The sequence below is a fragment of the uncultured Marinobacter sp. genome, from assembly GCF_963974375.1.
Lineage (GTDB): Bacteria > Pseudomonadota > Gammaproteobacteria > Pseudomonadales > Oleiphilaceae > Marinobacter.
Genome location: NZ_CAXBDN010000327.1, coordinates 1 through 4,066, shown reverse-complemented (window position 1 = coordinate 4,066; position 4,066 = coordinate 1). Strand labels below are relative to the sequence as shown.

The following is a 4,066-nucleotide window of genomic DNA, read 5'->3' as shown; positions in this document are numbered from 1 at the left end:
TGCCAGATTCGAAAGTCCATACTCTAATCGGGAATCCTGAGGAATCTGAATTTGAGTGCTGGGTGAACGGCTCCCGAGTGCTCATACCACCCGAGACAATGGAGCGGATCAGCCATGTTTTCGGAATCTACCAAGCCTTGCGATGTCTCTTTCGGGACGAGGATCAGGCGAATGCCTGGCCGCACAAACCTAACAGGGATTTTGAGGGACGACCAGCTCTGGATGTGATGCTTGAGGGCGACCTCTCGAGAGTGCGCCGCTATCTTGATGCTCAGTGCCAGTGACCGACTTTACGAGAGCTACTGAAATGCAGCTAACCAAAGGCTTGACTGCAAGTTTTGTCGCCGTCCGGCCTTGCCAAATTGTGAACCCACGTTCAACGCCTACAGGAGTCTGATCGCCAGCTATGGCTATACAGTTTTTGGATAAACCCGGGAAAGCCGGTCGTTTCCGGGGCTGGGTTGTAACCGCCAAGCTCCGCGGAAAACATTTCGAGAAACGCCTGAGCAGTGAGTGCCCGGGCACTCATCTGTCTGAGGATCTCTGGCATCGTTACCAGCAGACCCGGGCACAGTATTATGAGGCTCGCTGGTCAATGCGAGCGGCCGCCCTGAGTTATCTGGACTTCATGCGAACGGAGCATCCGGGCACCGGGTCATTCAGGGGTGTTGGGTTTCAGGGTATCACCCTCGGGATCGGCACGATTGGTCGTGACACATCCGACCAGTGCTATTTTCAGGTGGATGCACCGGGAAAACCGATCCGGATTGCGATCACTGAGCAGCAAACCTTGTCCGTGGCCTGGCAAAAAGCGGTGGCCTTGTGGGGAGAAGTCTTCGATATTCGCCCGAAGGACATCGCCGACAAACAACAACATGTACCCGCGCCTGAGCAGTTCAAACGATTGCGCAAACACCTGAACGAGGAGACGCGTGCCGATCTTCCGGTGGGGGTCCTGCACCACGTCTTCGCGGAACAGCGTACCGAGTTGGAGCGCAAGAAATCTCGCTCTAACCTCAAGGACCGACCTTCGGATGAGGACGAGTTTCTGGATGTACATGCGCGTCTCGAGCGGGAGATCAGTGCCTTCATGGAAAGGTCTGAACGGCGGGCGTAAGGACGAGCGTTGGTTCGCAAAACCGCTCAGGCGACCCGGGACCCATGTGAAATCGTGCGGTCCAGGAAGTGTTATAAGGGGGGACGATGGCTGATAAGAGTTCAGAATCAATTTCAGTTGAAAAAACGGCGGTCGCCCTGAAGGCCGTTCGTTACTTCATGGCTCAGTGGGAGTGTTCAGAACTGGAACAGCAACAACTGCTGGATCTGGAGCCTTCTTCCTTCCGTCGCCTTCTGTCAGGCGACCATCCCGAGATGACGGCCGAGACGCTACTGCGTATCAGCTACCTGATGGGAATCGGCCGTGCACTGCATATCCTCTACCCGACTGAGGAACGCGCCGCGCAGCGAATCCGGCTTGCGACCACCCACGAACCGTTTGCAGGTCGGTCGCCACTGGGTCTGATGCTCACCGGCTCGCTTGAGGGGCTGGCCTTGACGCGGAAATATTTTGACGGGAGAGCCCAAGAGCGTGTATTAGAATCATAGCATCAGGACGATAGATTAACGGGCTGATATTCAGGGCTCTTCGGAATGCAAGCCATACAACGGAAGGTCGATTGAAAAATTCCGGATTGAGGGCACAAAGAGGGAGTTGAGCACCAAAGTAAAATATTTTTGTCCTGAAAAGTACAACCTCACTATGAGTGATGCCACGAACTCAACAGCCTCGTACAGTAAGTGTACTTTTTTCCCACCAAATTCGAGCCAAACTGTCTGAGTGGTACTTACATTTACTGATCGCTTTGCAGAGACCAGAATCACTGGGCTCTAAAGCGCGTGAAGCCTGCTAGTTTCAAGCGCGACTCTCATCGAGAGTGTGATGGTGCATCTTTAGGGCTCTTACCAAATCTTTCCAGCAGCGCGTATTGGGTGAAGCTCGGTATTTTGACAAGGCGAACTCGCGGAGCGTGATATTCGCAAAATGGAATAGAAAAGTGGTTCTCTGCTCAAACAGGCCCGGACTTGGCTTCGTCTCGCCACGAGCTGACCCATAAGAAGGGCGCCGGGATGCATGACCACATTCCCTCAATGATCGTCGAGGAAACTGAAAAAACTGTTCCTACTTCGCAGCACCTCATAGTCGTAAAGAGGCGACACCCTATCGAGATACCCCTCGTGAGCACACTCAATCCAAGGCCCAAAAAGCCAGCGCGAAGGATGCATCAGGCAACCGAGCAACTCTCTGGTCTGATCCTGATGGCACTTATGGTGATCGGCTTCAACAGCTCCCACAAAGGACCAATCAGATGGATCAACGCCCTGGCAATCCCGAATTCGGTCGCGGGCGTCCTGGTTAAACTGAATGTCGATTAGGGGCGAATCGGGCCAATACCTTGCAACCAGCCGACTTCCCTCGAGCTGGGTTTCGAGAATCTGAGAAGGATACATGCCATATTGGAAGACTTGACCAGGATACCCGGTCGCCTTGTATCGCACGGCTTTATCGGCGGTTTTCGCAAAAAGCCAATTGGCCAGACTGACATATTCTGCGAACGCATTTTCCGACGCGCGCAAAAATAGCCACCGCTCGAAATGAAGGGATGGCCGCCAAGCCTTACTCTGGCGATCTTCTACGAAAATTCCCGCTGGGATATTGGGCTGGAAACGATAGTTTGCAAACCGGAATAACTCGTGAGCTCCCTCGCTATCCATGTCCATCCACTTATTGGTAAATTTAGCGTTGATCAGCGAAAACCAGAAACTGAAAGCCATGCAAAGATCGCATGGGGGCTCGCCCTCCCGAAGGTTTTCGGGACGCATATTCCGAAGTTCAGACCACACCAGCCGATGCTCAAAGCCTAGGGCATCCCGTTGCCAGCGAAGTATGCGCCGCAGAGCCACGGTGATGAGCGTGATCATTTCAGCCTCCGTTGCTGTTCGCCGGAGGATGCTATCTTGACTATCGCGATTTTTTCGAAGCAAGTAAGAATCTTCCTCAAGTACAGGCCAAGATCGAAGTTCGGAGGTTCGGGATTTCAGAGGTCTGTTGTGAGTCACTACGTGCATGCGATTCAATCGATCCTGGTTGGTACCCCCGGCACGTTGACATTCAAAAGCCATGTGGTATTTGTTTTCGATATCCGGTTCGAAAAAACTCGGGAGCTGGCGTCCACGTCGTGCCTCCACTCGACCATGAATATCCCATAAGCTCACGTATGTGCAGCGACTCTTTTGCTCTTCACACCGGGCTACCCAGCGTGTTAGCCAACGCAGTTTACGCAGATCCCGGCATTTAATTTGGGTTTTGCCCCAGTCCGCCTTAGGCAATACACCACATTTATCACACACCGGGGTTCGGGACCTGAATGGTCGGCCCCAGGAGTTATGGCACTTGGGGCAACTGGATTGCAACTTGCAGTGATGGAGGGGGCAATGTGTCAGGCAGCGGAGCCCGTAAACCGAAGGATGAAACAGGTGGTCTGCACACACTGGGCATTGATTGACGGTGCCAGGCAAATTCGGTAAGGCCCGCCTGAGATTGCTCAGACTCAGACCAGGATTCGCCACCATCAAACGCCGAGCATAACCATACGAACTCTCCAAAGGCGTCGCCCAGAGTAATCCTTCATTCAGTCTGTAACCCATAGTAAGGTCCATCCTCCGAGATCATTCTGAATGCCCAACCAAGGAAACCAAACTGGGCGCTATACCGGCCCCTTCGAGGCTTTTGATCACACAGGCCTCCAAAAGGAGCTGGTCGGTTTTATCATTGCAGCCCGGCAGGTAGTCCATGAAGAGAAGGTTCGTGGCTCTGGTAAACTGGGCCATCCCCCAGGAGTTGAGCCCCAGCGGGATACCGTATCGCTCTCGGTAATGGCGCCAATAAATAGGCGCCATATCAGCCAATCGCCAGCCTTGGTGATATAGAGTCGGGCAGAAATACTCGGTGGCACAGGTCGATGGCGCCTCGGAAACGATCAGGCTGTCATATTCATGAAGACAGTCT

5 protein-coding genes are annotated in these 4,066 nt (G+C 53.4%); 3 read left to right on the top strand and 2 right to left on the bottom strand.

The genetic code is table 11. The features are described from left to right. The 3 genes from AAC035_RS19320 to AAC035_RS19310 form a co-directional block, all read left to right on the top strand. Nucleotides 1-284: MbcA/ParS/Xre antitoxin family protein (locus AAC035_RS19320; RefSeq protein ID WP_339806742.1), on the top strand; the 284-nt coding region annotated here is incomplete at its 5' end. 122 nt (nucleotides 285-406) lie between these two features. Continuing rightward, nucleotides 407-1,117, top strand: a complete 711-nt coding sequence (locus tag AAC035_RS19315; protein ID WP_339806740.1) for a hypothetical protein — start codon at nucleotides 407-409, stop codon at nucleotides 1,115-1,117. A gap of 86 nt (nucleotides 1,118-1,203) precedes the next feature. Continuing rightward, nucleotides 1,204-1,605, top strand: coding sequence for a DUF2384 domain-containing protein (locus AAC035_RS19310; protein WP_339806739.1), 402 nt, complete (start codon nucleotides 1,204-1,206; stop codon nucleotides 1,603-1,605). A gap of 540 nt (nucleotides 1,606-2,145) precedes the next feature. On the opposite strand, the gene AAC035_RS19305 is transcribed toward AAC035_RS19310, so the two are convergent. Together AAC035_RS19305 and AAC035_RS19300 are read right to left on the bottom strand one after the other, a co-directional pair. Beyond that, entirely contained in the window at nucleotides 2,146-2,979 is an 834-nt protein-coding gene (locus AAC035_RS19305) for a hypothetical protein (protein WP_339806738.1), read from the bottom strand. A 747-nt stretch (nucleotides 2,980-3,726) separates the two neighbouring features. Then, nucleotides 3,727-4,066: hypothetical protein (locus AAC035_RS19300; protein WP_339806737.1), on the bottom strand; the 340-nt coding region annotated here is incomplete at its 5' end.

What these genes read in the sequence shown, in the direction of transcription:
- AAC035_RS19315 (WP_339806740.1), top strand. Translation starts at nt 407, where the DNA reads ATGGCTATACAGTTTTTGGATAAACCCGGGAAAGCCGGTCGTTTCCGG.
- AAC035_RS19310 (WP_339806739.1), top strand. Translation starts at nt 1,204, where the DNA reads ATGGCTGATAAGAGTTCAGAATCAATTTCAGTTGAAAAAACGGCGGTC.
- AAC035_RS19305 (WP_339806738.1), bottom strand. Translation starts at nt 2,979, where the DNA reads ATGATCACGCTCATCACCGTGGCTCTGCGGCGCATACTTCGCTGGCAA.